This window comes from Amycolatopsis thermalba (assembly GCF_003385215.1).
GTDB lineage: Bacteria > Actinomycetota > Actinomycetes > Mycobacteriales > Pseudonocardiaceae > Amycolatopsis_E > Amycolatopsis_E thermalba.
The window spans coordinates 1-24912 of sequence record NZ_PQHW01000048.1 but is presented as its reverse complement, the minus strand read 5'-3'; the positions used below and the strand labels follow the sequence as shown (position 1 = coordinate 24912).

Sequence of the window (24912 nt, the reverse complement as noted above, 5' to 3'; positions counted from 1 at the left end):
GGTCACCCGCACCCCGGCTACGCTGGCCGCATGCGCTTCGGACTCTTCGTTCCCCAAGGCTGGCGGCTGGACCTGACCGGTATCGAGCCCGCCCGCCAGTGGGAGACCATGCTCGACATCGCCCGCTACGCCGAGAACGGGCCGTACGAGTCGGTGTGGGTGTACGACCACTTCCACACCGTCCCGGCCCCGCTGGCCGAGGCCACGCACGAGGCGTGGTCGCTGATGGCGGCGCTCGGCGCGACCACGAGCCGCGTCCGGCTGGGCCAGATGTGCACCTGCATGAGCTACCGCAACCCGGCCTACCTGGCCAAGGTCGCGGCGACCACCGACGTCATCTCGGGCGGCCGCGTCGAGATGGGCATCGGCGCCGGCTGGTACGAGCACGAGTGGCGGGCCTACGGCTACGGCTTCCCGCCCGCCGGTCAGCGGCTCGGCATGCTCGACGAGGGCGTGCAGATCATGCGGCAGCTGTGGGCCGAGGGCACGGCGACCCTGGACGGCAAGTACTACCAGGTCGACGGCGCCCTGTCGTACCCGCTGCCGCTGCAGGACGGCGGGATCCCGCTGTGGATCGCCGGCGGTGGCGAGAAGAAGACGCTGCGGATCGCCGCCCGGTACGCCCAGTACACCAACTTCGCCGGGGGCGCCGAGGACTTCAAGCACAAGTCCGAGGTCCTCGCCGCGCACTGCGCTGACGTGGGCACCGACTTCGACGCCATCGTCCGCTCGGCCAACTACCACGTCGTCATCGGCGAGACCGAGAAGGACGTGGCCGACCGCCTCGCGTGGATCCGCGCGCACTTCGAGCCGCACCTGTCCGCCGACCTGCTCGAGAGCACCGTGAACTCGTTCGCGAACGGTCCGCTGGTCGGCACCCCCGAGCAGATCGCCGAGCGGCTCACCGAGCTGCGCGGCCTGGGCATGACCTACGCGATCACCTACTTCGCCGACATCGCCTACGACCGCGCGTCGGTGGAGCTGTTCACGAACAAGGTCATCCCCGAGCTGGCCTGACCGCGAACTCGTCCAGTGCGGCGCGCCACGCCGCACGCATCGCGTCGCTGCCGGTGTGGCCGGAGTCGTCGATCACGATCAGTTCGGCGTCCGGCCACACCCGGGTCAGCTCCCACGCGGTCTCCACCGGGCTGCTGATGTCGAACCGGCCGTGGATGAGCTTGCCGGGGATCCCCTCGAGCCGGTGGGCCTCGCGGATCAGCACGCCCTCCTCCAGCCAGGCGGCGTTGGAGAAGTAGTGCGCGCAGATCCGGGTCATCGCGAGCAGGTCGCGGGACGGCCGGTCGCTGTAGGAGTTGGGCACGCCGTTGGGTTCCAGCGAGACCGCGGCGTCCTCCCACGTGCTCCAGTCCCGCGCGGCCTTGTTCCGCACCTCGGGATCCGGATCCGCCAGCAGGCGCGCGTAGGCGGCAAGGATGTCGAAGGTGTCGCCCTCGACGTCGCCGGCGCCGGCCCGGAACCGCTCCAGCTCCGCCGGGAAGAACCGGCCCACCCCGTTGTACAGCCAGTCGATCTCGCGCCGGCGGGTGGTGGTGACCCCGGCGATCACGATCTCGCTGACCCGCTCCGGGTGCCGCTCGGCGTAGGCGAGTTGCAGCGTCGAACCCCACGAGCCGCCGAAGAGCAGCCACTGCTCGACGTCCAGGTGCTCGCGCAGCCGTTCCATGTCCGCGATCAGGTGCTCGGTCGTGTTGTGGGTCAGGTCGGTCGCCGGATCGCTCGCGTGCGGGGTGCTGCGGCCGCAGTTGCGCTGGTCGAACAGGATGATCCGGTAGCGCTCGGGGTCGAAGAAGCCGCGTGAGCTGGTCCAGCCGCCGGAGCCGGGGCCGCCGTGGACGAACACGGCGGGCTTGCCGGCCGGGTTGCCGCACTCGGCCCAGTGGATTCGGTTGCCGTCGCCGACGTCCAGCATGCCTTCGGTGTGGGGTTCGGCGACGGGGTGGAGCTGGGTCATGATCCCTCCAGATGCAACAGTGCTGTTATATTAGCGCTGTGACAATTCCCGGCTCCGAACTGCTCGCCACCCGGCTGCGGCACCTGTTGGAGCTGCTGGACGGCGACGTCGCCGCCATCTACGCCGACCTCGGGCTGGACTGGTTCCGGCCGCGGTTCGCGCCCGTCATCCGGACGCTGGCCGCCGGCCCGCAGCCGATCCGGGACCTGGCCGCCGCCATCGGCGTCACCCATTCGGCGGCGAGCCAGACGGTCGCGCAGATGGTGAAGGCGGAGCTGGTGACGCTGAGCCCGGGTGCGGACGCCCGTCACCGCATCGTCCACCTGACGCCCAAGGCGGCGGACCTGCTGCCGGTGCTGGACGCGGAGTGGGCGGCGACCTCCGCGGCGGCGAAGGATTTCGAAGCCGGGCTCGCCTACCCGCTCAGCCGGCTGGTCGACGAGGCGATCGAGGCCTTGCGTGAGCGCCCGATGCGGCAGCGGATCGCCGACGCGGCACCGGATCTGGTCCGCTGACGACGAGCAGGTTTCGCGTTCTCTTGATCGGGGTACAACGACGCTCCATGCCCGTTGAACGAACAGCGGAGGACCGTCTTGCCGGATTCAGCCCAGATCTGCGACAGAACCAGCGGCGTGCCCCTGCTGGGCGCGCCCCACCTCGCCGGGCTCCGGCGGCACCTCCGCGAGCTTCTGGGCGGGGAGGACGAGGAAGCGGTCGCGCGGGCGCTCGTCGTCGTCGACACCCTCGCCAGTCTCGCCTGCCGCCACGCCCACCCGCCGTTCACCGTCCGGTTGCGGTACGCCGAGGGCGTGAGCCTGCGGGCCGAGATCCGCGAGCTGCGCTGCGGCACCCTGCCCGGTCACGCGGCGCTGCGGCTCCCGCTGCACATCCTCGACTGCCTCGCCCGCACCTGGTGCGTCGATCTGCAGGACCACCACGGTGTGCTCGTCGCCGAGGTCGACCTGGCCGGGTGAAATCCGGTTGCGCCACCCCGCGGCGGACGTGAGGCTGCCGCACGTGACCGAAGCGTTCTTCGCGTTGTTCCACGGCCTGCCGCGGCAGGGGCCGGGGTCGGACGCCACCACCCTCCGCCTCCTCGAACTCGCCGCGCCGCTGCCCGAGCGGCCCCGCGTGCTCGACCTCGGGTGCGGCCCCGGCCGGTCCGCGCTGCTGCTGGCGAAGGCCGGTGCCCGGGTGACCGGCCTCGACACCCACCAGCCGTTCCTCGACGACCTCGCCCGGGCGGCCGAGGGGCTCGACGTGGAGACCGTCAACGCCTCGATGGCCGAGTCGCCGTTCCCGGACGGCACGTTCGACCTCCTGTGGGCCGAGAGCGCGGTGTTCGTCCTCGGGTTCGACACCGCGCTGCGCACGTGGAAGCGGCTGCTCAAGCCGGGCGGCACGCTCGTGCTCACCGAATGCGAATGGTCCACCGGCGAGCCGTCCGCGGCGGTCCGGGAGTTCTGGGACGCGCAGTATCCACTGCGGACGACCGCGCAGAACACCGCCGCGGCGGAAGCGGCCGGCTACCGGGTGGACGCGGTGCTGCCGCAGCCGGACAGCGACTGGTTCGACGAGTTCTACGACCACCTGGAAGCCCGCGCCGACGCCGCCGACACCAGTGACCCGGCGATGGCCGAGGCGGTCGCCGCGGCGCGGCGGGAGATCGCCATGCGGCGCGAGCACGGCGCGGAGTACCAGTACACCGGCTACGTGCTCCGTACATACCAGTAGGTACACTCGCGCGGGTGTACGCCACGCAGTACGAGATCAGCCTGCCGGCCGACTACGACATGGGCATCATCCGCAAGCGGGTGGCCGACCGCGGGCACGCGCTGGACGACCGCGCGGGGCTCGGCCTGAAGGCGTACCTCGTCCGGGAGAGCCCGAACCAGTACGCGCCGTTCTACCTGTGGCGCGACACCGGCCGGATGGCGGAGTTCCTGGCCGGTGGCGGCGGTTTCCACAACATCGTGCGGGATTTCGGCCGCCCGGTGGTGCGGCACTGGACGGGCCTGGCGTTCGAGCGCGGCCCGGTGTTCGACGCGGTCCCGCGGCGGGCTTCCCGTCTCATCACGCCGATCCCGGACGGCGACCCGGCGAGCGCTGTAGAAGAGGCACTCGCCGGGGCGTCCGTGATCGCTCGTGAGTCCGGCGTGCACAGCGTGGCGCTCGCGCTGGACCCGCACCACTGGCAGCTGGCGCGGTTCATCCTCGGCGAGGATGACGGCGAGGCCACCGAGCGGTACGAGGTGCTGCACCTGTCGGTGCCGGAACTGGCCGCCGTCCGCGTGGGACGGCAGTGGTAGCTCAGCCGGCGACCTCGGCGAGGAGGTCCAGGCCGGCCGTCCACTCGCCGAGGCCGCTGCCGGAGTTGAGGTGGCCGTGCCCGGCGAGTACGCGCCGGGGGACCCGCCACGCGTCGGCGAGCGCGGCGGACGCCGCCGGGTCGCAGTAGGGGTCGTCGTCGCTCGCGACGACCAGGCCGGGGCAGGGCAGTGGCCGGGCCCGCAGGTCTGCGAACGCCGGCGCGGCCTGGCGGGGGAACGCCGGTCCCCGCGGATCCGGTGGTGCGACCAGGAAGGCGGCGACGCCGTGCGGTGGTGCCGAGACCAGCCACTCGGCGGCCGCCCAGCAGCCGAGACTGTGCGCCACCAGCACAACCCGGTCGTCGCGGCGCACCGCGGCCGTATGGGCGGCCCCGATCGCGGCCACCCAGTCCGCGAGGTCCGGCTCGGCCCAGGAGGCCGGGGCGATCCGGACGGCCGAGGCGCCCCACCGCGCCTCCCACGCGGTCTGCCAGTGCTTCTCGTCCGATCCGTCGATGCCGGGGATGATGACGTACGCGACCAACGTCCACCGCCACTTCCATTCGTGGCGCCCGCCCCTCGCGGGCGCTGCCCGAGGGGATTGTGAATGGACCAGCTGTGCGTGACGGGCGTGGCAAGCGATCTCAAGGGAAGTGGCGGCGACAACGATGGAATCACTCGACGAGATCGACCGCGCGATCCTGGAGTTGCTGCAGGCCGACGGCCGGCTCAGCGGCGCCGAGGTGGGCCGCCGGGTGGGGCTGTCCCAGCCGGCGGCCGCCGCGCGCATCCAGCGCCTGGAGAAGAGCGGCGTCATCCTCGGCTACCGCGCCGTCGTCGACCCGGCCGCGGTCGGGTCGAACATCCACGCCGTCGTCCGGTTGCGCACCACGCACGCCCGGCTGGCGAAGGCGCTCGCCCTCGCCGAGCGGATCCCCGACGTCGTCTCGACGGTCCGGGTGACCGGCGAGGACTGCCTGCTGTTCGACGTGCACTGCACGCACGCCGAACGGCTCGAGCAGGTCGTGGACTCGCTGGCCCGCTTCGGGCCGGTCACCACGTCGCTCGTGTTGCGCAGCTACCCGCCGAAGCCGCTGCCTACCCCTTGACGCACACCACCTGCTTGAGGTGCGCGACGACTTCCACCAGGTCGGTCTGCGCCCGGATCACCGAGTCGATGTCCTTGTAGGCGGCCGGGATCTCGTCGACCACGCCCTCGTCCTTGCGGCACTCCACGCCGCTGGTCTGGGCGGCGAGGTCGGCCGCGGTGAACGTCTTGCGGGCCTTGGTCCGCGACATGCGCCGCCCGGCGCCGTGCGACGCCGAGTGGAACGAGGTCTCGTTGCCGAGGCCGCGCACGATGTAGGAGCCGGTGCCCATGCTGCCCGGGATGATCCCGAGGTCACCCGAGCCGGCGCGGATCGCGCCCTTGCGGGTGACCAGCACCTCCACGCCGTCGTAGGTCTCCTCGGCGACGTAGTTGTGGTGGCACGAGATCGGCTCGTCGAACCGCACGCCGGGCACCGTGTCGGCCACCGCCTGCTGCACGAGCGCGACCATGGTGGCGCGGTTGCGGGCCGCGTACTCCTGCGCCCAGAACAGGTCGCGCCGGTACGCCTCCATCTCCGGGGTGCCGGCGACGAACACGGCCAGGTCGCGGTCGGGCAGGTCCGCGTTGTGCGGCAGCTTGCGGGCGATGTCGATGTGCCGCTTGGCCAGCTCGTTGCCGATCCCGCGCGAGCCCGAGTGCAGCATCAGCCACACGCGGCCGGCGTCCGGGCCGCCCTGCTCGAGGCAGACCTCGATGAAGTGGTTGCCGCCGCCGAGGCTGCCGATCTGCGCCCGCGCCCGGTCGCGCAGGTTCTGCACGCCGGTGTGCAGGTGCCCGAACGCCTGCCAGAACTCGTTCCAGCCGCCGGTGCCGGGCACGCGGGCGGGGTCGACCGGGGTGCGGTGCATGGCGAAGCCGACCGGAACGGCGTCCTCGATGCGGCGCCGCAGCCGGCCGAGGTCGTCGGGCAGGTCGTCGGCGGTCAGCGAGGTGCGGACCGCGCTCATGCCGCAGCCGATGTCCACGCCCACCGCGGCGGGGGAGACCGCGTCCCGCATGGCGATCACGCTGCCGACCGTCGCGCCCTTGCCGTAGTGCACGTCCGGCATGACGGCCAGACCGTGCACCCACGGCAGGTTGGCGACGTTGTGCAGCTGACGCATCGCGGCGTCCTCGACGGTCGCCGGGTCGGCCCACATGCGGATCGGCACGCGGGCGCCCTCGACGGCGGTGAACATCCGAAGATCCTTTCGCTGGAGTGGATCCACAGGGTTACCCGCGAAAGGTCCCGGAGCAACCGGATTTCAGTAGTCGTCGCGCCCGGTGAGTTGTTCCTCGAGCAGCTCGGCGGAGCTGGTGACCAGCGCGAGCGGGTCGACGAACTCGTTGATGTCGAGGTTCGCCAGCGGGAGGGAGTGCCGCAGCACCAGGTACTCGCCCATGACGACCACCCCGCCCACGACGGTGGTGTGCCCCACCTCGGCGAGGACCCCGACCACGTCCACTTCGTCCACCCGCGCGAACGGGGTCGCGATCTGGATCCACTCGTCCCGCCGATCGAGAACCTCCCGGGCGATGACGACGATCTGGGTGCGCTCTTCCTCCTCGGGATCGGATTGGAAACGCACCCGGATGCGCAGTTCGTCCGGTTCGTCCCGGATCACCTTGTACTGCTGCCGGATGAACGTCGCGAGATCGCGCCAGGTCGTCACCCCAGGAGTTCCCTTCTTCGTGCCCGGATGGTCACGGGAAGTGAAGCACAGATGATCTAGGAACGGGACGGCACCAGGAAGATACGCACCCGAACCGCCGGCCGGCAACGCAACGGAACCGACCTCGCCACAGGCCGCGCGGCAGCCCTGCAAACCGGCGCCCGGCAACGGCAGTGGCCCGGCACTCGCCTGCCCGCGCGGCAGCCCAGCAAACCGCCGCCCGGCAACGCAAGTTGACCGACTACGCCCCAGACCTCCCCCGCCCCCGATCCACAGCCCGCTTTTGGTCGCCGATCAGCGGGGTCAAGGTACTCTTTCCCGCCTTGACGCCGCTGCTCGGCGACCAATACACACTCGAGGTGAGGGGGCGGGGGAGGTCACCCAAGGTGACCGTTAGGCGCCGTAGGCGCCTTTGACCCTGCGCGAAGCGCAGGAAAAGATCAAAAGATGTCCTCGCCGGACGGGCAGGCTCCGGGATGACGGAAAAGCCCCTCGTCTCACCTTGACGGGGTGGTCGCCGGGCGGTCATCCCGTCGCCTTCCGGTTTGTGCATATCACCTTGAGCCAGGGCCGCAAGGTTGGCATGTCATCTCACCACCCAGCGAGGGTTGCGGCCCTGGCTCAAGGTGATCGTTCCGGTGTCAGGCGACGGGATGACCACCCAGCTTCTCTTGTGTTGCTTGGCGCGTCGTTGCTGTTGCCCAAATGGCCAGCCCGATCATCGGCAGCACGGCGCCGAAGAGACTGGGCCCGGCCCAGCCGAAAGCGTCGTACAAACTCCCCGCCAGTGCCGATGCCACCGCGCCGCCCACGAAGATCGTCGTCATGAACACCGTGTTGATGCGGGCTCGCGCGTCCGCCCGCAGGCCGTAGATCTCCCGCTGGCTCAGCACCTGGTGGCCCTGCACCGCGAGGTCCAGCACGACCCCGGCCAGCGCCAGCGCCACCAGCGAACCCGCCCCGAGCCAGGCCACCACCATCGCCACCGCGGCCAGCCCCAGCGCCACCCCGCTGCCGATCCGGCCGTGGCCCCGGTCGCCCAGCCGGCCGGCCAGGGGTGCGGCCGCCGCGCCCGCCGCTCCGACGAGCGCGAAGACACCCACCTCGGTCTGGGACAGCCCGTGCCGTCCGACCAGCTCGAACGCCACCGACGTCCAGAACGCCGAGAACGCCCCGAACATCAGCGCCTGGCACACCGCCCGCCGCCGCAGCGCCGGTTCCTCCCGGGCCAGCGTCAGAATCGAACCCATCAGCCGCCGGTAACCCGCGTCGTGCGAAGGCCGGCGGTGCGGCAGCATCCGGCGCACCGCGACCGCCACCACCAGCATCAGCACCGCCGACACGAAGTAGATCGTGCGCCACCCGAACGCCCCGGCGACCAGGCTGGACAGCGTCCGCGCCAGCAGGATCCCCAGCAGCAGCCCGGTCATCACGGTGCCGACGAACCGGCCGCGCTGCTCCTCAGGCGCGAGGTGCGCGGCGAACGGGATGAGGATCTGCGCCACCACCGAGGTCACCCCGATCAGCACCGACGCCGCCAGGAACACCCCGAACACCGGCGCCACCGCCGTGACCACCAGCGCCAGCGCGGTGAACACCAGCGTCCGCGAGGCCAGCGCCCGGTTCTCCACCAGATCGCCCAGCGGCATCAGCAATGCGAGCCCGGCCGCGTACCCGAGCTGGGTCAGCGTCACCACCAGCGCGGCACTGCCCTGGCTCACGCCGAACGCGGTCGCGATCCCGGCCAGCAGCGGCTGGGCGTAGTACAGGTTCGCCACCGTGGTGCCGCACGAGAACGCGAGCACCACCATGATCAGCCGCAGGTTGCGGTCTTCCGGCATGACAGTGCCGACACCGCGAGCACCCCCGGCATTCCCGGTGTGAGGCCGTTCACCCGGGAAACCCGGCATCGGAGTCCTAAGCGGACCGGATGCGCAACCCGTCGAACGCGACCGCCGCCACCGTCTCCGCCAGCTGCTCCCCGCTCTGCCCGCCGCGCGGCCGGTACCACTCGATCAGCGAGTTGACCATGCCGAACAGCAACCGCGCCGCGGTGGGCGGGTCGATGTCCGGCCGCAGGTCGCCCTCGTCCACGGCCTTGGTGACCAGCTCGGACACGATGTGGTCGAACTCGCGGCGACGGGCCAGCGCGTCCCGCTCCACCTTGGTGTTGCCGCGCACCCGCAGCAGCAGCGTCACGAACGGCAGCCGGTCGACCAGCACCCGCACGCTGCCCCGCACCAGGTACTCCAGCCGGTCGACCGCGCGCCCGTCGACCGAATCCAGTTCGGCCACGATCTCGAACAACCCGTCCAGCGCGCGGTTCACCGCCAGCCGCAACAGCTCCTGCTTGCTCGGCACGTGGTGGTAGATGGCGGACTTCGTGATGCCGAGCTTGCGCGACAGGTCCTCCATGCTGGTGCCGTCGTAGCCGCGCTCGTTGAACAGCTTGACCGCGACCGCCAGCAGGGACTCCAGGTCGTAGCCCGGCCTGCCGCGCCGGGCGGGCCGGGCCGGGGGTGCGGTCGTCATGGCCCCAGTATCCCAACCGGTCTCAGGCCGGCGGCCGCTGGTCGATCACGCGGCGCAGCTTGCCCATCGACCGTTCCAGCGTGTCCGGGTCGAGCACCTCGACGCCGACGCTGACCCCGACGCCGTCCTTGACCCGCGCGGCGATCTCCGCCGCGGCACCGCGACGGCGGTCGGCCGGGGTGTCGTGCCGCGCCTCGACCAGGACGGTGAGGTGGTCCATCCGGTCCTGTTTGGTCAGCTTGAGCTGGAAGTGCGGCGCCAGGCCCGCGGTGGCGAGCACGATCTCCTCGATCTGCGTGGGGAACACGTTGATCCCGCGCAGGATGATCATGTCGTCGCTGCGGCCGGTCACCTTGTCCATGCGCCGGAACGCCGGGCGCGCGGTGCCCGGGCGCAGCGCGGTCAGGTCCCGCGTGCGGTAGCGGATCACCGGCATCGCCTGCTTGGTGAGCGAGGTGAACAGGAGCTCACCGGTCTCGCCCTCGGCCAGCACGGTGCCCTCGACCGGGTCGACCACCTCGGGGTAGAAGTGGTCCTCCCAGATGTGCAGGCCGTCCTTGGTCTCCACGCACTCCTGCGCCACGCCGGGACCCATCACCTCGGACAGGCCGTAGATGTCCACGGCGTGCAGGTCCATCCGCTGCTCGATCTCGCGCCGCATCTGCTCGGTCCACGGCTCCGCGCCGAAGATGCCCACCCGCAGCGAGGACTTCGCCGGGTCGAGGCCCTGCCGTTCGAACTCGTCCATCAGCGTCAGCATGTAGGACGGGGTCACCATGATGACCTCGGGCCGGAAGTCGGTGATGATCTGCACCTGCCGCGCGGTCATGCCCCCGGACGCGGGGATCGCGGTGCAGCCCAGCTTCTCGACGCCGTAGTGCGCGCCGAGCCCGCCGGTGAACAGGCCGTAGCCGTAGGCCACGTGCACCTTGTGCCCGGGACGGCCGCCCGCCGCGTAGATCGAGCGGGCCATCACCGTCGCCCAGGTGTCGATGTCGGCTTCGGTGTACCCGACGACGGTCGGTTTGCCGGTGGTGCCGCTGGAGGCGTGGATGCGGCGCACCTGCTCCTGCGGCACGGCGAACATGCCGAACGGGTAGTTGTCGCGCAGGTCGTGCTTGGTGGTGCAGGGGAACTTCGCCAGGTCGGCCAGCTCGCGGCAGTCGTCCGGGTGCACCCCGGCCTCGTCGAACTTGCGGCGGTAGAACGGCACGTTCCGGTAGGCGTGCCGGAGTGTCCACTGCAGACGCTCCAGCTGGGTGGCGCGCAGCTCGTCGACGCTCATCCGCTCGGCGGCGGTCAGGTCGTCCGGCGCCGGCGCGGTGCCGAGACGCTTCGCGTGGGGCACGTCGCTGTGCATGGTCGTCATGGGGACCGGCTCCTCAGTTCTTCCCGATCGTGCGGCTGCGGCCGCGGAATTCGGCGATCACCTCGCGACCGGTGCCGGTCTCGCGGTGCACCGTGACGTCGTAGATGCCGTTGCGCCCGTAGCGCGTGCGTTCCTCGGCCGTGGCGACCAGCCGGTCACCGAGGCGGGCGCTGGCGACGAACGAGATCTCGGCGCCCGCCGCCACCGTCACCGGGCCGTGGCTGTTGCACGCGCACGCGAACGTGGTGTCGGCCAGCAGGAAGATGTAGCCGCCGTGGGCGATCGCGTGCCCGTTGACCATCTGCTCGGTGACCGTCATGCGGGCGACCGCCCGGCCACCGTCCGCTTCGACGAGTTCGATGCCGAGCGACTTCGACGCGACGTCGTCGGCGAACATCGCCTGCGCGGCTTGGGACACGGCAGCACTGCCTTCCATCGTTACTGACCGAATGGACGGTTAATAATGTGCGTCTCGCCGTGGCACTGTCAAGACCCCTGGAACACCGGCTTCGACTTGCTCAGGAAGGCTTCGACCGCGCCGCGGTGGTCGCCGGTGAGCCCCAGCCGCGCCTGCGCTTCGCCCTCCAGCCGCAGGACGTCCGGCAGCGGCGCGCCCCAGGACGCGGCCAGGGCGCGCTTGGCCTCGGCGTAGGCGAGCGTCGGGCCCGCGGCAGGCCGGGCGGCCAGCTCGGCGGCGGTCGAGGAGACCTCCTCGGCGGGGACGATCCGTCCGGCAATGCCCCACTCGGCGGCCTGCGCGGCGGTGAACGTCTCACCGAGCAGGACGAGTTCGCTCGCCCTGGCGGCGCCGACCGCGCGCGCGAGCGTGGCGGACAGCCCGGAGTCGCAGGTCAGGCCGATGCCGGTGAACGCGGTGCCGAACTTCGCGGTGTCCGCGGTGACCCGCAGGTCGCAGGCGAGGGCGAACCCGAGCCCGGCGCCGACGCACGTGCCGTTGATGGCCGCGACCACCGGTTTCGGCATGGTCGCCAGCGCGGTGACGATCGGGTTGTAGTGCTCGTCGATGGTGGCGAACGCCGTCGCCGGGTCGGCCCGCAGCGCGTCGGCGTGCTCGGCCAGGTCCTGGCCCACGCAGAACGCCCGGCCGGTGCCGGTGAGCACGACCGCGCGGACCGTCTCGTCCGCGGACAGGAGTTCGAGCGCGTCCCGCAGCTCGGTCTTCAGCTCGCTGGTGAGCGCCGGCCGGAGCAGGGTCACGGTGGCCACGGCGCCTTCGCGGGAAACGGAAACAACGTCGCTGGTGCTTTCGTCAGCCATGCCGAGACGCTACCATGACTTCCTGAACGTTCGGTTGGTAAATCCGGGGAAGCGAGGAACGATGGCCCAGCAGTCGACGAGGATGCTGCGCAGCTACGTCAGCGGCGGCTGGCGGACCGGGGAGGGCGAGGGTGCAGCCCTGCACGACGCGGTCACCGGCGCCGAGGTCGCACGGATCTCCACCGCCGGCATCGACATGGCCGCCGCGCTCGACCACGGCCGCCGCGTCGGCGGGCCCGCCCTGCGGGAGCTGACCTTCCACCAGCGGGCCGCGCTGCTCAAGGCCGTGGCCTCCCACCTGCGCGAACACCGCGACGAGCTGTACGAGCTGTCCGCGAAGACGGGCGCCACGCTCGGCGATTCCAAGTTCGACGTCGACGGCGGCATCGGCGTGCTGTTCGCCTACTCCAGCAAGGGCAAGCGCGAGCTGCCCAACGACACCGTGTACGTCGACGGCAACGTGGAGCCGCTGAGCAAGGGCGGCACGTTCCTCGGCCAGCACATCGCCACCCCGCTGCGCGGCGTCGCGGTGCAGATCAACGCGTTCAACTTCCCGGTGTGGGGCCCGCTGGAGAAGTTCGCCCCGGCGTTCCTCGCGGGCGTGCCGAGCCTGGTGAAGCCGGCCAGCCAGACCGCCTACCTGACCGAGCGGATCGTCGAGCTGATCATCGAATCCGGCCTGATCCCGGAGGGCACGCTGCAGCTGATCTCCGGCAGCGCCGGTGACCTGCTGGACCACCTCACCGAGCAGGATCTGGTGTCGTTCACCGGGTCGGCCTCCACCGCGCAGAAGCTGCGCACCCATCCGGTCATCGTCCGCCAGGCCGTCCGGTTCAACGCCGAGGCCGACTCGCTCAACTGCTCGATCCTCGGCCCGGACGCCAAGCCCGGCACGGCCGAGTTCGACCTCTACGTCAAGCAGCTGGTCACCGAGATGACCGTCAAGGCAGGCCAGAAGTGCACCGCGATCCGGCGCGCGTTCGTGCCCGCGGAGCTGCTCGACGATGTCGCCGAGGCCGCCGCCGAGCGCCTGGCGAAGGTCAGGATCGGCAACCCGGCGTCCGAGGGTGTCCGGATGGGCGCGCTGGCCAGCCTGGAGCAGCGCGAGGAGGTCCGCCGCTCGCTGAAGGCCCTGCAGGACGCCTCCAGCATCGTGTTCGGCGACCCCGAGCGGGTCGAGGTGGTCGACGCCGATGCCGAGCGCGGCGCGTTCATCTCCCCGGTGCTGCTCAAGGGCGACCCCGAGCGCGCCGAGCCGCACGAGGTCGAGGCCTTCGGCCCGGTCTCCACGCTGATGCCCTACACCTCGGTCGAGCAGGTCGTCGGCTACGCCGCCCGCGGCCAGGGCAGCCTCGCCGGGTCGGTCGTGACCGGCGACGCGCAGTTCGCGCGCGAGGTCGTCCTCGGTGTCGCGCCGTGGCACGGCCGCCTGCTGGTGCTCGACGCCGACGACGCGAAGGAGTCCACCGGACACGGTTCGCCGATGCCGGGCCTGGTGCACGGTGGCCCGGGCCGCGCCGGTGGCGGCGAGGAGATGGGCGGCATCCGCGGCGTGCTGCACCACATGCAGCGCACCGCCGTGCAGGGCAGCCCGAAGGTGCTCACCGCGGTCACCGGCCGCTGGGTCGAGGGCGCGCCGCGCAACACAGACGACGTGCACCCGTTCCGGAAGTCCCTGGCGGAGCTGAAGATCGGCGACTCCGTGGTCGCCGGTCCGCGCACGGTGACGCAGGAGGACGTGGACCACTTCGCCGAGTTCACCGGCGACACCTTCTACGCGCACACCGACCCCGAGGCGGCAGCCGCGAACCCGCTGTTCGGCGGCATCGTGGCGCACGGCTACCTGGTCGTGTCGTTCGCCGCCGGCCTGTTCGTCTCGCCGGAGCCCGGCCCGGTGCTGGCCAACTACGGCCTGGAGAACCTGCGCTTCCTGACCCCGGTCAAGCCCGGTGACGAGCTGACCGTGACCCTGACCGCCAAGCAGATCACCCCGCGCGAGAACGCCGACTACGGCGAGGTGCGCTGGGACGCCGACGTGACCAACCAGAACTCGGAGTCCGTCGCCAAGTACGACGTGCTGACGCTGGTTGCGAAGGAGAACTGATGACCGCCACGTTGTCCGAGAAGGACCTCGAACAGCACTTCGAGCACACCATCGAGAAGGACCAGCGGATCGAGCCGCGGGACTGGGTGCCGGAGGGCTACCGCAAGACGATGATCCGGCAGATCGCGCAGCACGCGCACTCCGAGATCATCGGGATGCAGCCGGAGGGCAACTGGATCACCCGCGCGCCGTCGTTGCGGCGCAAGGCGATCCTGCTCGCCAAGGTGCAGGACGAGGCCGGGCACGGGCTCTACCTGTACTCGGCGGCGGAGACGCTGGGCGCCGACCGCGCGGACCTGACTGAGAAGCTGATCAGCGGCCGGCAGAAGTATTCGTCGATCTTCAACTACCCGACGCTGACGTTCGCCGACGTCGGCGCGATCGGCTGGCTGGTCGACGGCGCCGCGATCTGCAACCAGGTGCCGCTGTGCCGGTCGTCGTACGGGCCGTACGCCCGGGCGATGATCCGGATCTGCAAGGAGGAGTCGTTCCACCAGCGTCAGGCCTACGAGCTGCTGATGACGATGATGAAGGGCACCCAGGCGCAGCGGGACATGGTGCAGGACGCGGTGAACCGGTTCTGGTGGCCGTCGCTGATGATGTTCGGCCCGCCGGACGCCGAATCGGCCAACACCGCGCAGTCGATGGCGTGGAAGATCAAGCGGCACACCAACGACGAGCTGCGCCAGCGGTTCGTGGACATGACGGTGCCGCAGGCCGAGGCGCTCGGCGTGACCCTGCCCGACCCGGATCTGAAGTGGAACGCCGAGCGCGGGCACTACGACTTCGGCCCGGTGGACTGGGACGAGATGAAGCAGGTCGTGGCAGGCAACGGCCCGTGCAACGCCGAGCGGCTGGCGCGGCGGCGGCAGGCGCACGAGGACGGCGCGTGGGTCCGCGAGGCCGCGGCCGCGCACGCGCGCAAGATGGCGGAGGCGAAGTGAGCAAGAGCGAGTGGCCGCTGTACGAGGTGTTCGTGCGCGGCAAGCGAGGCCTCAACCACGTGCACGTCGGGTCGCTGCGCGCGGCCGACGACCAGATGGCCCTGCACAACGCGCGTGACCTCTACACGCGGCGCAACGAGGGCGTGAGCATCTGGGTGGTCAAGGCGGCCGACATCACCGCGTCCAGCCCGGACGAGAAGGACCCGTTCTTCGCGCCGTCCGGCGACAAGGTGTACCGGCACCCCACCTTCTACGACATCCCCGACAACGTCCCCCACATGTGAGCTGACCATGTCCTTTGACAACGCCTACGAGGCACTGATCGACGCTCACGACGACTCGCGGTGGGCGTTCGGCACCGGGTTCGAAGAGCCGCTCGCCGGGGTGGACACCTCGGTACCGTCCGGTGTGGACGGTGAGGACCTGGCGCGGTACTGCCTGATGCTGGGCGACGACGCGCTGGTGTTCTCGCACCGGCTGCAGCAGTGGTGCACGCGCGCGCCCGAACTGGAGGACGAGGTCGCGATCGCCAACATCGGCCTCGACCTGCTCGGCCAGGCCCGGCTGCTGCTCGCCCGCGCCGGCAAGGCCGACGGGACCGATCGCGGCGAGGACGACTACGCGTTCTTCCGCGACGAGCACGAGTTCCGCAACGTCCGGCTCGCCGAGCTGGAGCGCGGCGACTTCGGGCAGCTCATCGCGGTGCTGCTGGTGTTCTCCACCTGGCGGCTGGCGTTGTTCCAGCGGCTGCGTGAGTCGGTGGACCCGGTGCTCGCCGCGATCGCCGACAAGGGCGTCAAGGAGCTGACCTACCACCGCGACTACGCCGCCCAGTGGGCCGTGCGGCTCGGCGACGGCACGGCGTTCTCGCACGAGCGCATGCAGGCCGGGCTGGCACAGGTCTGGCCGTACGTGGACGAGCTGTTCGTGCCGCACGAGACCGAGTCCCGCCTGGCCGCCGCCGGTGTCGCCGTGGACCCCGCGGAGGTGCGCGCGGAGTTCCACGACGTGCTGGCGCAGGTGTTCGCCGCCGGTTCGCTGGACCGGCCGGACGCCGCCGCGAAGGCCGGGGTGAACGGGCAGACCGGACGGGGTGGCCGGCACACCGAGGCCATGGGTTACCTGCTGGCCGAGCTGCAGAGCGTCGCCCGCGCCCATCCGGAGGCGAGATGGTGAGCGCCCGCGCCGTCGCGGAGACCGTCCGCGATCCCGAGCTGCCCATGCTGACCCTGGCCGACCTCGGCGTGCTGCGCGAGGTGTCCGAATCGGACGGTGCGGTGACCGTGTCGATCACGCCCACCTACACCGGCTGCCCGGCGATGGACACCATGCGCGACGACCTGGTGCACGCGTTGCAGGGCGCCGGGTACTCGCGCGTCGAGGTCCGCACGGTGCTGCAGCCGGCCTGGAGCACCGACTGGATCAGCGAGCGGGGCCGCCGGGCGTTGGCTGAGGCGGGTATCGCGCCCCCGGGCAGCGCGCCGCGGCGGCCGTCCGGGCCGGTCCCGCTGACGCTGAGCCCGCCGGTGCGGCGGGTGTCCTGCCCGCGGTGCGGGTCGGCGGACACCGAGCTGGTGTCGGAGTTCGGGGCCACCGCGTGCAAGTCGTTGCGGCGCTGCCGGTCCTGCGACGAACCCTTCGAGCACGTCAAGGAGATCTGAGGTGACCGCGAGCACCAAGTCCAGGCTGCGGGGCGACTTCCACACGCTGACCGTGGCCGAGGTGACGCGCCTGTGCGACGACGCCGTCGCGGTCACCTTCGACGTGCCGCCCGAGCTGGCGGAGGCCTACGCGTTCCGCGCCGGCCAGTCGCTGACGCTGCGGCGGACGATCGACGGGCGCGAGGAACGCCGGTCGTACTCGATCTGCGCGGCCGAAGGCAGCAAGCCGCGCATCGGGGTGCGTGAGGTGCCGGACGGGCTGTTCTCGACGTGGCTGGTGCGCCAGGTGCGGCCCGGCGACGAGATCGAGGTCGGCACGCCGACCGGGAACTTCACGCCGGACCTGTCGGTGCCCGAGCACCACGTGCTGATCGCGGCCGGATCGGGCATCACGCCGGTGCTGTCGATCGCGGCGACGGTGCTGCGCGACCCGGCGGCGACGGTCACCGTGCTGTACGGCAACCGCCGCACGGACACCGTGATGTTCGCCGACGAGCTGGCCGACCTCAAGGACCGCTACCCGGACCGGCTCGAACTGGTGCACGTGCTCTCCCGCGAACCCCGCGAGGCGGAGCTGTTCACCGGGCGGCTCGACGGCGAGAAGCTGACGGCGCTGCTGGCGCTGATCCCGGACGTCTCGGCGGTCGGCCACTGGTGGCTGTGCGGCCCGTTCGGCATGGTCACGGTCGCCCAGGACCGGCTGCGCTCGGCCGGGGTGCCCGCGGAACGGATCCACCAGGAACTGTTCTACGTGGACGACGTGCCGCCGGAGCCGGTGCGGCACGAGGAGAAACCGCTCGACGGCATCGTCAGCCAGGCGACGATCGTCCTGGACGGACGGTCCACCACGATCACCGTGCCGCGGGACGTGCCGGTGCTCGACAGCGCCCAGCGCGCGCGGCCGGACCTGCCGTTCGCGTGCAAGGGCGGCGTGTGCGGCACGTGCCGCGCCAAGGTGACCGCCGGGGCGGTGGACATGCGCCGCAACTTCGCGCTCGAGGAGAGCGAGGTCGCCGACGGGTTCGTGCTGACCTGTCAGTCGCTGCCGGTGTCGGACGAGCTCACGGTCGACTTCGACGTGTGATCGGCGTCGCCTTCGCCGCGGCGGCGAACGACCCCGCCGCGGCGATCGCGAGCACGACCGCCAGCACGCCGGACAACCACACCCCCATGGCGAGCGCCAGGTAGGCCTGCACCGCCGCGGTCACCGCGAACACCGCCGTCAGGACGAGCCAGACCGGACGGTCGGTGACCGGTGTCTTGGACTGGCCGAAACCCACTGCGAACCCTCCCGCGATCTTCCGGATACCCCTGGTATCGCCGGGGGAGGGGTCCGGGTTACCGGTCGTGAGCTTGTCAACATTTGCCAGTTGGCGTTGGTGACGCCGTTCACCCGGCCGGGCGGAGCGGTTCATCCGGCTCGTGGACAATCATGCCGTGACCGCCACCACCAACGCCGCGCCAGGTGCCCGGAAAGCCGTGCTGAGCTGGGCGTTCTGGGACTGGGGAGCGTCCGCGTTCAGCGCCGTCATCCTCACGTTCGTCTTCAGCGTCTACCTCACCGACGGTGTCGCCGCCGACACGGAGAGCGGATCGCAAGCGCTTGGCGTCGCGTTGACGATCGCCGGGGTCGCGGTCGCGCTGCTGGCCCCGGTGACCGGGCAGCGCAGCGACGTCGGCGGGCGGCGCAAGCTGTGGCTGGGGATCCACAGCGCCGTCGCGATCGCCTGCACCGCCGGGCTGTTCTTCGTCGAGGACGAACCGTCGTACCTCCTGGCCGGGCTGGTCCTGCTCGCGGTCGGCAGCGTGTTCTTCGAGTTCGCCGAGGTCAACTACAACGCGATGCTCGTGCAGGTGTCCACGCCGAAGACGATGGGCCGGGTGTCCGGGTTCGGCTGGGGCATGGGCTACTTCGGCAGCGTCATCGCGCTGGCGGTGGTGTTGTTCGCGTTCGTGCAGCCGGACGTCGGGTTGTTCGGCGTCACCTCCGAGGACGGCCTGAACATCCGCGCGGTGGCGTTGTTCGTCGCGGTGTGGTTCCTGGTGTTCGCGTTGCCGGTGCTGTTGTTCGTGCCGGAGAACCCGCCGTTGCGCGGACAGGCGCGGGGCAACTTCTTCTCCGGCTACAAGGTGCTCGCCAAGCGGCTGGCGCACCTGTGGCGAACCGACCGGCGGACGCTGTGGTTCCTCGCCGCGAGCGCCGTCTACCGGGACGGGCTGACCGCGATCTTCACCTTCGGGGGCGTGATCGCGGCCGGGACGTTCGGGTTCAGCCAGACCGAGGTCGTGTTGTTCGCGATCGTGGCGAACGTGACCGCGGGGATCGGCGCCGTCAGCGGGGGACGGCTGGACGACCGCCTCGGCCCGAAGACGGTGATCGTGGTGTCGCTGATCGCGCTGGTGATCATCGGGGTCGCGCTGACCGCGCTGCCCGGCAAGGCGACGTTCTGGGTGTGCGGGCTGGCGTTGTCGGTGTTCCTGGGCCCGGCGCAGGCGGCGAGCCGGACGTTCCTGGCGCGGATCGTGGAGCCGGAGCGCGAGGGTGAGGCGTTCGGCCTGTACGCGACGACTGGCCGCGCGGTGAGTTTCCTGGGGCCGCTGGCGTTCAGCGGGTTCATCGCGATCTTCGACAGCCAGCGGGCCGGCATGGCGGGGATCGTGCTGATCCTGGCGGCCGGCCTGGCGGCGATCCTGCCGGTGAAGGCGCCGGCGAGGCAAGATGGATGACCATGGAGTCCACGCGCGTGGACCGCTGGCTGTGGGCGGTCCGGCTGACCAAGACCCGATCGGACGCGGCCGCGGCGTGCCGCGGCGGGCACGTGCGGGTGAACGACCGCCCAGCGAAGCCCGCGACGGGCGTGCACCCCGGCGACACGGTGCGGGCCAGGGTGCATGACCGGACGCGGATCGTGGAGGTCGTGCGGGTCATCGAAAAGCGAGTGGGAGCCCCCGACGCGGCGACGTGCTACATCGACCGCACCCCGGCGCCCCCACCGGAGGCACTGACCCCAGTAGCCCGCCGCGAACGCGGAGCGGGCCGCCCCACGAAGCGGGACCGCCGCCTGCTGGACCGGCTGCGCGGCCAGGGCTGGTAGGCCTGAGCAAGCGACTGGACCGCCGCGGGCCTGACCTGGCCGGCTGGCGCTCGGCCTGGCCCGGTCGGCTGGCGCCTGGGCTGGCCGAGCCGCTGACGCCTGGGCGGTAGGTGCTGGGTGGCCCCGGCCGGGAAATCCGCGCGCGCCTGGCCCGGCCGGCCGGTGGCGATGCCGTAGGCAGCGCCGACGCACCGTGCCGTCCGCGCCGGTGGCGCTGGTGCCGGTGACGCGCGCGAAGCGGGACCGCCGCCTGCACGGGCAGGCACGAGTGGCGCCTGCGGTCGTGCCCCGCGCCGGCGGGGCGGCTGGCCGGTGCTGACGCACCCCGGCGCCTCCACCGGAGGCGCACCGAGAGCGTGCCCCCGTCCGGGGCGGCAACCCGCCGGGGGCGTGCCGCCGGGGCGGCAACCCGTCGCGCGGGGGAGCGTGCTGCCCGCCCGACGCCGCACCCCGCGCCGCGGTCAGAGCCGGTAGACCCGCCGCGCGTTGTCGCGCGCGATCATGGTCGCCACGCGTCGCGCGTCGGCCTCCGACCAGTCGCCCTCGGCGACCCACCGGCCGAACGTGGTGGCCACCGCGCGGCGCCACAGCAGCGCGCCCAGGTAGTGCAGCTCCGGCGGCCCCCATGCGTCCGACGAGTACAGCTGCTTCGCGAACGGCGCCAGCTCGAACGACTCCGCCACCACCGCCACGCTGCGCACCCCGGTGTGGTTGATGCCCAGCCCCACGTCGAAGTGCACGTTCGGAAACGCCTGCGCCAGGTACCCGGCCTCGCGGTGGTATGGATAGCAGTGCAGCAGCAGGACCGGCACGTCCGGCGTCGCGCGCAGGAAGTCCAGCAGGTGCAGCGGGTTGACGCGGTGCAGGTCGAGGTCCCGGTCGCCGATCCCGGTGTGCAGCTGCAGCGGCAGGCCCCGCGCGATCGCCGCGTGCAGGCCGAACCGGATCAGCACCTCGTCGTCCAGCCGCGGCTCGTCGCCCGCGGTGTCCAGCCAGCGGCCGGCCGCCAGCGTCACCTCGGCCGGCGACGGCGGGGTCAGGTCGATGTCGAAACCCGTGCGGTAGGCGAGGATCGACTTGGCCCCCACGGCGTTCTCCGCCCGCGCGGCCAGCCGGGCGGTGAACGCGTCGGCGTAGTCGCGCCCGGACACGTTCTCCAGCGCCAGCTCCTCGGCCAGCGCCTCGAGCCGCACCACCTCGTGCGTCCGCCCGCCGGAGGCCGACTCCATGCCCTCCAGCCCGAGCAGCGAGCTGGTGGCGTACCCGGTGTCGACGATCCAGTCGCTCACCCCGGCGCCCCCGAGGAACCGCCGGGTCACCTCCTCGACGCCCAGCTCGGCGCGCCGCTGCCAGTACTCGTCGGCGGGGGCGTGCGCGTGGAGGTCGAGCACCGGGGCGCACCACCGCCGCACCGCGAAGCCCAGCTGCGAGTCGAACTGCGTCATCCACGGCGGGATCGGATCGGGGGAGCCCTCGTTGAGGTGGCCCTCGAACTCGGCCCGCTCCAGCTCGACCGTGAACGCGCCGTGCACGTGGTGGTCCACCAGCGGCACCGCGGCGACGTGCTCGGCGAGCGCGTTCATGATCAGTGTCCCCCGCTCGAGGCGTGGCCCGCACGCCACTCGGCGACGATGTGCTCCACGTCGAACGGCGCCAGGTTCAGCGGCGGCCCCGGCGGCGGGCGCCGGATCGCGGCGACGATCCGCTCGTTGATCTCGGTGAGGATCCGCCGCACCTCGGCTTCCGAATCCGCCGCGCCCGCCGCCGCCCTGGCCTGCGCCGCCTCCTTGCGCAGGGCCAGCGACGGCGGGAGGTAGGTGATGTTCTCCCGCGCCAGCTTCTCCCGCAGCCACGCGTTCTCGTCGTGCGGCTTCTTCAGCCACGCCAACGGCTTCCCCGCACCGGGCAGGTTCTCGAACTCGCCACGCTCGGCGGCCTCGCGGATCTGCTTTTCCACCCAGGTCTCGAAGCTGACGTCAGGGGGCTTGCGCTCGGTCACGGACGCCTCCTCCCGTTGTGATACCTGTCTACCACCGCCTGCCTGCCTGGACGCACTTCCTGTATTACCGTGCGGTAATGCACGCCGTCAGTGAGAAAGCGGTGGACGAGCCCACCCTGGCCGACCTGCTCGACCTCGAGGAGATCGACCGCGACCTCTACCGCGCCAACCTCGTGTTCGACGACCCCCTGCCGCTCTACGGCGGTCAGGTCGCGGCGCAGGCCCTCGCCGCGGCAGGCCGCACCGTGGACGCGGACCGGTTGCCGCACTCGCTGCACGGCTACTTCCTGCGGCCGGGTGACGCGACCCGGCCGACGATCTTCCACGTCGACCGCGACCGTGACGGCGGTAGCTACTCCGCCCGCCGGGTCGTCGCGGTGCAGAACGGCGAGGTCATCTTCAACATGTCGGCGTCCTTCCACCGCCGGGAGGAGGGCGTCGACCGCGAGGCCCACCCCGAGCGGCCCGAGGGCGACCCGGAGCAGCTGCCCAGCGGCGGCATGCCGCGGCTGTTCTCGATGCAGGGCGCGCTGCCGCCGCAGCCCTACCCGGACCGCCAGTGGCCGACGCGTTTCTGGGCGCGCTGCCGGCTCGACCTGCCCGACGACCCGCTGATCCACGCCTGTGTCCTGACCTACCTGTCGGACATCTCGTCGGGGGTCGCGGCGTTCGGCAACGAAGAGGCGTCCGCGTCGTCGAGCCTGGACCACGCGGTGTGGTTCCACCGGCCGGGCCGGCTCGACGACTGGGTGCACATGGACCTGGTGCCGCAGAGCGTCGCGGGCGGCCGCGGCTGGTACACCGGCACCGTGCGCACGCGGGACGGGGTGCTGCTGGCGAGCCTCGCGCAGGAGTGCCTGTTCCGGAACCGCAGGCGGTAGCGTCCGGCGCCACGGCGCGGATCTCGCTGGGCACGGCGATCGCGGTGGCGTTCGCACGCAACCCGAGGACGGTCGCCCAGACCGCGAACGACCTGCAGGAACTCTCCGGCGGGCGGTTGTGCTGGCGCTGCGGACACGCACACGGTGATGACGCCCGTGTTCACGCCGCCGCCGCGCCCGTACGGGCCGCCGGAGGTGCTGCTCGCCGGAGTGGGCGAGGGCCGTCAAGGGCGGCACCGCGGGGTGCCCGACCAGCCGCCAAGGGGCAGCGCCGCGGCGGGCGGCCTCGCTGCCGTCAGTGCGATAGGGCCCCGCTGGCGGGCCTGACCCTTGCCGAGGCGGTCCCAGTGCGCTCCACGTGCGGCGGCCGCGCCCATGGGCCTGACCCGCCGCCAAGGCGGCCGCGGCCCCAACCAGCACAGCTCGCCCCTCAGGACGGGGAGAAGTGGTCGTCGTCCTCCTGGTGGGGTGGGTGTTCGGTCGGGGCGCCCTCCTGCTCGGCCTGCTCGTGGGGCCGCGTGAGGTTCGCGGCGCGCGCCGCCTCCTTCGCCTCGGCCAGTGCCTGCTTCGACTCGGCCAGCTCGTCGTGCTTGTCGTCCGGCACGGTCGCCTCCCTTCGTCCGCTCTCGGCTACCACTTCCGCTGGTGCGCAAACCAGTTCGGCGGCCGCGGCGAGCACGTCGGCGGGCTGGACCTGCAGCAACGCGGGGTCCGGATCGGGCGCGAACGGGTCCCCGCGGCGCAGCTCGTCGGCTGACAGCGTGCGGTGCGGGCCGGGTGGCGGTCCCCAGTGCCGGGCCGGGACGGGCCCGAACAACGTGACCGACGGAGTGCCGAAGGCGTAGGCGAGGTGCGCGATGCCCGTGTCGCCGGAGATCACCAGCCGGGCCTCGGCGACGAGTGCGGCCAGACCGAGCAGGTCCGTCCGTCCCGCGAGGCGGTCCACCGGCGCCGCGAGAGTGGCGGCGAGGTCCCGTTCGGACGCGGTACCGGTGATCACCACGCGGTGCCCGGCCGCGCGAAGGGCACGGGCGACGGTGGCGAACCGGTCGACGGGCCAGCGTTTGCTGCCGAAGGCGGCGCCGGGATGGACAACGATCGCGCCCGGTGCCTGACTGGCGCGCGTGGGCGGAGGCAGGTGGAGGTCGCCCGGGTCGGCGGGGATGCCGTGTTCGGTGAGCAGACGGCACCAGCGGACGCGTTCGTGGAGGTCGTCGATCCACACTGGACCGGGCCAGCCGTGTCCACTGTGGCCGATGCGGCGGCCGGGGTGGAGGGCGTCGAGCACGGTGTTGCTGTGCGGGCCGGTGCCGTGCAGGTTGATCGCGACGTCCGGGTGGTGGGCGCGGCGGTCGAGCGGGGCCATGCCGTGAGTGGGTAGCACGGTGTCGACGCAGCCGGTCAGCTCGACGAGCGGACCGAGCCAGCCGGAGGTCGCGAACATGATCTCGTGGTGCGGCCAGGCGCGGCGGGTCGCTTTCAGCGCCGGGACGGTCACGAGGAAGTCGCCGAGTTTGAGCGCTCGCAGCGCCACGACGTGCCCCACACCGGTGCCACTACCCCGGGCGCGGCCGGTGAAACGGTGTTCAGCCGCGCGGGGCGTACATGATGACCGCGACCCCCGCGAGGCAGATGAGCGCGCCGAGGACGTCGAACCGGTCGGGCCGGTACCCGTCGGCGACCATGCCCCAGGCCAGCGACCCGGCGACGAACACACCCCCGTAGGCGGCGAGGATGCGGCCGAAGTGGGCGTCCGGCTGCAGGGTGGCGACGAAGCCGTACAGCCCGAGCGCGATGACGCCCGCCCCGGCCCAGATCCAGCCGCGGTGCTCCCGGACGCCCTGCCAGACGAGCCAGGCCCCACCGATCTCGGCGAGCGCCGCGAGCACGAACAACGCGATCGAGCGCAGAATCAGCACGCCCCGACCCTAGTTGGGGTGTCCGGCCGGCGGGGGATGGCTGGTGAGCGTGCCGCGCGGGGCGGGTGTCCGCGCGGCACGCTCAC

29 protein-coding genes and 1 pseudogene are annotated in these 24912 nt (G+C 71.9%); 16 read left to right on the top strand and 14 right to left on the bottom strand.

Annotated features, from left to right (window positions below; all coding sequences use genetic code 11):
- Positions 1-30 precede the first annotated feature (30 nt).
- Entirely contained in the window at positions 31-1017 is a 987-nt protein-coding gene (locus tag D0D15_RS19705) for an LLM class F420-dependent oxidoreductase (protein ID WP_094004214.1), read from the top strand.
- On the opposite strand, the gene pip is transcribed toward D0D15_RS19705, so the two are convergent.
- On the bottom strand, positions 998-1972 hold the full coding sequence (gene pip, locus D0D15_RS19700; protein ID WP_094004215.1) for a prolyl aminopeptidase: 975 nt from the start codon (positions 1970-1972) through the stop codon (positions 998-1000). The two genes, D0D15_RS19705 and pip, sit on opposite strands and share 20 nt — an antisense overlap.
- A 38-nt stretch (positions 1973-2010) precedes the next feature.
- Between pip and D0D15_RS19695 the strand changes: the two genes are divergently transcribed.
- From D0D15_RS19695 to D0D15_RS19680, 4 genes are all read left to right on the top strand, one after another.
- On the top strand, positions 2011-2487 hold the full coding sequence (locus tag D0D15_RS19695) for a MarR family winged helix-turn-helix transcriptional regulator (RefSeq protein ID WP_094004216.1): 477 nt from the start codon (positions 2011-2013) through the stop codon (positions 2485-2487).
- Positions 2488-2565: 78 nt separating this feature from the next.
- Positions 2566-2946, top strand: a complete 381-nt coding sequence (locus D0D15_RS35995) for a hypothetical protein (protein ID WP_158224398.1) — start codon at positions 2566-2568, stop codon at positions 2944-2946.
- Between the two features lie 43 nt (positions 2947-2989).
- Positions 2990-3706 carry a class I SAM-dependent methyltransferase gene (locus D0D15_RS19685; protein WP_094004265.1) on the top strand — a complete coding sequence of 239 codons (717 nt, stop codon included), beginning with the start codon at positions 2990-2992 and terminating at the stop codon, positions 3704-3706.
- A gap of 14 nt (positions 3707-3720) precedes the next feature.
- Positions 3721-4281: a DUF4865 family protein gene (locus D0D15_RS19680; protein ID WP_094004218.1), complete on the top strand. Its 561-nt coding sequence runs from the start codon at positions 3721-3723 to the stop codon at positions 4279-4281.
- 1 nt (position 4282) lies between these two features.
- Here D0D15_RS19680 and D0D15_RS19675 read toward each other — a convergent pair whose 3' ends face one another.
- Positions 4283-4825 carry an RBBP9/YdeN family alpha/beta hydrolase gene (locus D0D15_RS19675; RefSeq protein WP_094004219.1) on the bottom strand — a complete coding sequence of 181 codons (543 nt, stop codon included), beginning with the start codon at positions 4823-4825 and terminating at the stop codon, positions 4283-4285.
- Between the two features lie 124 nt (positions 4826-4949).
- Here D0D15_RS19675 and D0D15_RS19670 point away from each other — a divergent pair, with 124 nt between their 5' ends.
- Entirely contained in the window at positions 4950-5390 is a 441-nt protein-coding gene (locus D0D15_RS19670; protein WP_094004220.1) for an Lrp/AsnC family transcriptional regulator, read from the top strand.
- On the opposite strand, the gene D0D15_RS19665 is transcribed toward D0D15_RS19670, so the two are convergent.
- The 7 genes from D0D15_RS19665 to D0D15_RS19635 form a co-directional block, all read right to left on the bottom strand.
- Positions 5380-6570 carry an RtcB family protein gene (locus D0D15_RS19665; RefSeq protein WP_094004221.1) on the bottom strand — a complete coding sequence of 397 codons (1191 nt, stop codon included), beginning with the start codon at positions 6568-6570 and terminating at the stop codon, positions 5380-5382. The two genes, D0D15_RS19670 and D0D15_RS19665, sit on opposite strands and share 11 nt — an antisense overlap.
- 66 nt (positions 6571-6636) lie before the next feature.
- A complete protein-coding gene (locus D0D15_RS19660) occupies positions 6637-7044 on the bottom strand; it encodes a hypothetical protein (RefSeq protein ID WP_094004222.1) in 408 nt (135 codons plus the stop codon).
- Positions 7045-7685: 641 nt separating this feature from the next.
- Positions 7686-8885, bottom strand: coding sequence for an MFS transporter (locus tag D0D15_RS19655; RefSeq protein ID WP_115944641.1), 1200 nt, complete (start codon positions 8883-8885; stop codon positions 7686-7688).
- 76 nt (positions 8886-8961) lie between these two features.
- Positions 8962-9576 (bottom strand): TetR/AcrR family transcriptional regulator, encoded by a 615-nt coding sequence (locus D0D15_RS19650; protein WP_094004224.1) that lies wholly within the window; start codon positions 9574-9576, stop codon positions 8962-8964.
- A gap of 22 nt (positions 9577-9598) precedes the next feature.
- The gene (gene paaK / locus D0D15_RS19645; RefSeq protein ID WP_094004225.1) at positions 9599-10945 is read right to left on the bottom strand and encodes a phenylacetate--CoA ligase PaaK; all 1347 of its coding nucleotides are present in this window, start codon (positions 10943-10945) and stop codon (positions 9599-9601) included.
- 13 nt (positions 10946-10958) lie between these two features.
- Positions 10959-11342, bottom strand: a complete 384-nt coding sequence (gene paaI / locus D0D15_RS19640) for a hydroxyphenylacetyl-CoA thioesterase PaaI (protein ID WP_162830612.1) — start codon at positions 11340-11342, stop codon at positions 10959-10961.
- 89 nt (positions 11343-11431) lie between these two features.
- The gene (locus D0D15_RS19635) at positions 11432-12223 is read right to left on the bottom strand and encodes an enoyl-CoA hydratase/isomerase family protein (RefSeq protein ID WP_115944640.1); all 792 of its coding nucleotides are present in this window, start codon (positions 12221-12223) and stop codon (positions 11432-11434) included.
- 82 nt (positions 12224-12305) lie between these two features.
- On the opposite strand from D0D15_RS19635, the gene paaZ reads away from it, so the two are divergent.
- Genes paaZ through paaE form a run of 6 tightly spaced genes read left to right on the top strand, consistent with a single transcriptional unit; the run spans position 12306 to position 18016 of the window.
- Positions 12306-14327: a phenylacetic acid degradation bifunctional protein PaaZ gene (paaZ, locus tag D0D15_RS19630; RefSeq protein ID WP_094004228.1), complete on the top strand. Its 2022-nt coding sequence runs from the start codon at positions 12306-12308 to the stop codon at positions 14325-14327.
- Positions 14327-15271: a 1,2-phenylacetyl-CoA epoxidase subunit PaaA gene (gene paaA, locus D0D15_RS19625; protein ID WP_094004229.1), complete on the top strand. Its 945-nt coding sequence runs from the start codon at positions 14327-14329 to the stop codon at positions 15269-15271. Before paaZ ends, paaA begins: the two co-directional genes overlap by 1 nt.
- On the top strand, positions 15268-15555 hold the full coding sequence (gene paaB, locus D0D15_RS19620) for a 1,2-phenylacetyl-CoA epoxidase subunit PaaB (protein WP_017984160.1): 288 nt from the start codon (positions 15268-15270) through the stop codon (positions 15553-15555). The genes paaA and paaB overlap by 4 nt, the downstream gene beginning before the upstream one ends.
- Positions 15556-15562: 7 nt before the next feature.
- Positions 15563-16447 carry a 1,2-phenylacetyl-CoA epoxidase subunit PaaC gene (paaC, locus tag D0D15_RS19615; RefSeq protein ID WP_094004230.1) on the top strand — a complete coding sequence of 295 codons (885 nt, stop codon included), beginning with the start codon at positions 15563-15565 and terminating at the stop codon, positions 16445-16447.
- On the top strand, positions 16441-16932 hold the full coding sequence (paaD, locus tag D0D15_RS19610; protein ID WP_094004231.1) for a 1,2-phenylacetyl-CoA epoxidase subunit PaaD: 492 nt from the start codon (positions 16441-16443) through the stop codon (positions 16930-16932). Before paaC ends, paaD begins: the two co-directional genes overlap by 7 nt.
- 1 nt (position 16933) lies before the next feature.
- On the top strand, positions 16934-18016 hold the full coding sequence (paaE, locus tag D0D15_RS19605) for a 1,2-phenylacetyl-CoA epoxidase subunit PaaE (RefSeq protein ID WP_094004232.1): 1083 nt from the start codon (positions 16934-16936) through the stop codon (positions 18014-18016).
- On the opposite strand, the gene D0D15_RS19600 is transcribed toward paaE, so the two are convergent.
- Positions 17994-18212 (bottom strand): hypothetical protein, encoded by a 219-nt coding sequence (locus D0D15_RS19600; protein WP_094004233.1) that lies wholly within the window; start codon positions 18210-18212, stop codon positions 17994-17996. The genes paaE and D0D15_RS19600 overlap by 23 nt on opposite strands.
- A gap of 157 nt (positions 18213-18369) precedes the next feature.
- Here D0D15_RS19600 and D0D15_RS19595 point away from each other — a divergent pair, with 157 nt between their 5' ends.
- Positions 18370-19659, top strand: a complete 1290-nt coding sequence (locus D0D15_RS19595) for an MFS transporter (RefSeq protein ID WP_094004234.1) — start codon at positions 18370-18372, stop codon at positions 19657-19659.
- Between the two features lie 2 nt (positions 19660-19661).
- On the top strand, positions 19662-20027 hold the full coding sequence (locus D0D15_RS19590) for an RNA-binding S4 domain-containing protein (RefSeq protein WP_020422842.1): 366 nt from the start codon (positions 19662-19664) through the stop codon (positions 20025-20027).
- Positions 20028-20488: 461 nt separating this feature from the next.
- Here the strand turns inward: D0D15_RS19590 and D0D15_RS19585 are convergent, their stop codons facing one another.
- Both D0D15_RS19585 and D0D15_RS19580 read right to left on the bottom strand, forming a co-directional pair.
- Positions 20489-21610 carry an amidohydrolase family protein gene (locus D0D15_RS19585; RefSeq protein WP_115944639.1) on the bottom strand — a complete coding sequence of 374 codons (1122 nt, stop codon included), beginning with the start codon at positions 21608-21610 and terminating at the stop codon, positions 20489-20491.
- A 2-nt stretch (positions 21611-21612) separates the two neighbouring features.
- On the bottom strand, positions 21613-22026 hold the full coding sequence (locus D0D15_RS19580) for a DnaJ family domain-containing protein (RefSeq protein WP_094004236.1): 414 nt from the start codon (positions 22024-22026) through the stop codon (positions 21613-21615).
- A 77-nt stretch (positions 22027-22103) separates the two neighbouring features.
- Between D0D15_RS19580 and D0D15_RS19575 the strand changes: the two genes are divergently transcribed.
- Both D0D15_RS19575 and D0D15_RS37705 read left to right on the top strand, forming a co-directional pair.
- Positions 22104-22907 carry an acyl-CoA thioesterase gene (locus tag D0D15_RS19575; RefSeq protein WP_094004237.1) on the top strand — a complete coding sequence of 268 codons (804 nt, stop codon included), beginning with the start codon at positions 22104-22106 and terminating at the stop codon, positions 22905-22907.
- Positions 22880-22984, top strand: a pseudogene (locus D0D15_RS37705) (hypothetical protein); the annotation flags it as partial. The gene D0D15_RS19575 and the pseudogene D0D15_RS37705, both read left to right, overlap by 28 nt.
- A gap of 353 nt (positions 22985-23337) precedes the next feature.
- Here the strand turns inward: D0D15_RS37705 and D0D15_RS19565 are convergent.
- Entirely contained in the window at positions 23338-24453 is a 1116-nt protein-coding gene (locus D0D15_RS19565) for a glycosyltransferase family 9 protein (RefSeq protein ID WP_198958149.1), read from the bottom strand.
- A 40-nt stretch (positions 24454-24493) separates the two neighbouring features.
- Complete coding sequence (locus D0D15_RS19560) at positions 24494-24826, bottom strand: YnfA family protein (RefSeq protein WP_094004238.1); 333 nt, start codon at positions 24824-24826, stop codon at positions 24494-24496.
- Positions 24827-24912: the final 86 nt, after the last annotated feature.

Excerpts from the sequence above, each read along its gene's own strand:
- D0D15_RS19705 (WP_094004214.1), top strand. The coding sequence starts at position 31 with ATGCGCTTCGGACTCTTCGTTCCCCAAGGCTGGCGGCTGGACCTGACC.
- pip (WP_094004215.1), bottom strand. The coding sequence starts at position 1,972 with ATGACCCAGCTCCACCCCGTCGCCGAACCCCACACCGAAGGCATGCTG.
- D0D15_RS19670 (WP_094004220.1), top strand. The coding sequence starts at position 4,950 with ATGGAATCACTCGACGAGATCGACCGCGCGATCCTGGAGTTGCTGCAG.
- D0D15_RS19665 (WP_094004221.1), bottom strand. The coding sequence starts at position 6,570 with ATGTTCACCGCCGTCGAGGGCGCCCGCGTGCCGATCCGCATGTGGGCC.
- D0D15_RS19655 (WP_115944641.1), bottom strand. The coding sequence starts at position 8,885 with ATGCCGGAAGACCGCAACCTGCGGCTGATCATGGTGGTGCTCGCGTTC.
- D0D15_RS19650 (WP_094004224.1), bottom strand. The coding sequence starts at position 9,576 with ATGACGACCGCACCCCCGGCCCGGCCCGCCCGGCGCGGCAGGCCGGGC.
- paaK (WP_094004225.1), bottom strand. The coding sequence starts at position 10,945 with ATGACGACCATGCACAGCGACGTGCCCCACGCGAAGCGTCTCGGCACC.
- paaI (WP_162830612.1), bottom strand. The coding sequence starts at position 11,342 with ATGTTCGCCGACGACGTCGCGTCGAAGTCGCTCGGCATCGAACTCGTC.
- D0D15_RS19635 (WP_115944640.1), bottom strand. The coding sequence starts at position 12,223 with ATGGCTGACGAAAGCACCAGCGACGTTGTTTCCGTTTCCCGCGAAGGC.
- paaZ (WP_094004228.1), top strand. The coding sequence starts at position 12,306 with ATGCTGCGCAGCTACGTCAGCGGCGGCTGGCGGACCGGGGAGGGCGAG.
- paaA (WP_094004229.1), top strand. The coding sequence starts at position 14,327 with ATGACCGCCACGTTGTCCGAGAAGGACCTCGAACAGCACTTCGAGCAC.
- paaC (WP_094004230.1), top strand. The coding sequence starts at position 15,563 with ATGTCCTTTGACAACGCCTACGAGGCACTGATCGACGCTCACGACGAC.
- paaD (WP_094004231.1), top strand. The coding sequence starts at position 16,441 with ATGGTGAGCGCCCGCGCCGTCGCGGAGACCGTCCGCGATCCCGAGCTG.
- D0D15_RS19590 (WP_020422842.1), top strand. The coding sequence starts at position 19,662 with ATGGAGTCCACGCGCGTGGACCGCTGGCTGTGGGCGGTCCGGCTGACC.
- D0D15_RS19585 (WP_115944639.1), bottom strand. The coding sequence starts at position 21,610 with ATGAACGCGCTCGCCGAGCACGTCGCCGCGGTGCCGCTGGTGGACCAC.
- D0D15_RS19575 (WP_094004237.1), top strand. The coding sequence starts at position 22,104 with ATGCACGCCGTCAGTGAGAAAGCGGTGGACGAGCCCACCCTGGCCGAC.